1 protein-coding gene is annotated in these 334 nt (G+C 70.4%); it reads left to right on the top strand.

Translation table 11 applies throughout. The annotated features are described in order from the left end of the window. Positions 1-146 precede the first annotated feature (146 nt). Positions 147-334: hypothetical protein (locus UK12_RS34290; RefSeq protein ID WP_197085417.1), on the top strand; the 188-nt coding region annotated here is incomplete at its 3' end.

Genomic DNA, 334 nt, shown 5'->3' on the forward strand with positions numbered 1-334 from the left:
TCATCTGGGACCCGGTCCAATTAAGTGATCACCTTGCCTACACGCCCGGCCCTTGCCTCGGCCATCTGCCGATCGGCTAGCCGACCGCCCCGCCCGAGGCCTCGGTCGTCGGCTCGGAGATCTTCCCGTTCGAGGGCGACCTCAAGGTGAAGGCACTCGACCGGCCCGAGCTGCCCGAACCGGCCCGCGCAGGCGAGGACTGCCCCGACTACTGCGAACAGTGCACCCGCCCCGGCGAGAGCTTCCTGTGGACGGACAGCCACTGGCGGCTGAGTGGCCGCACCGGGCCGACCGCCGTGCCCTCGATGCTGCTGCTGATGCCCCGCGCCCACCA

The sequence above is a fragment of the Saccharothrix sp. ST-888 genome, assembly GCF_000955975.1.
In the GTDB taxonomy this organism is placed as follows: Bacteria; Actinomycetota; Actinomycetes; order Streptomycetales; family Streptomycetaceae; genus Kitasatospora.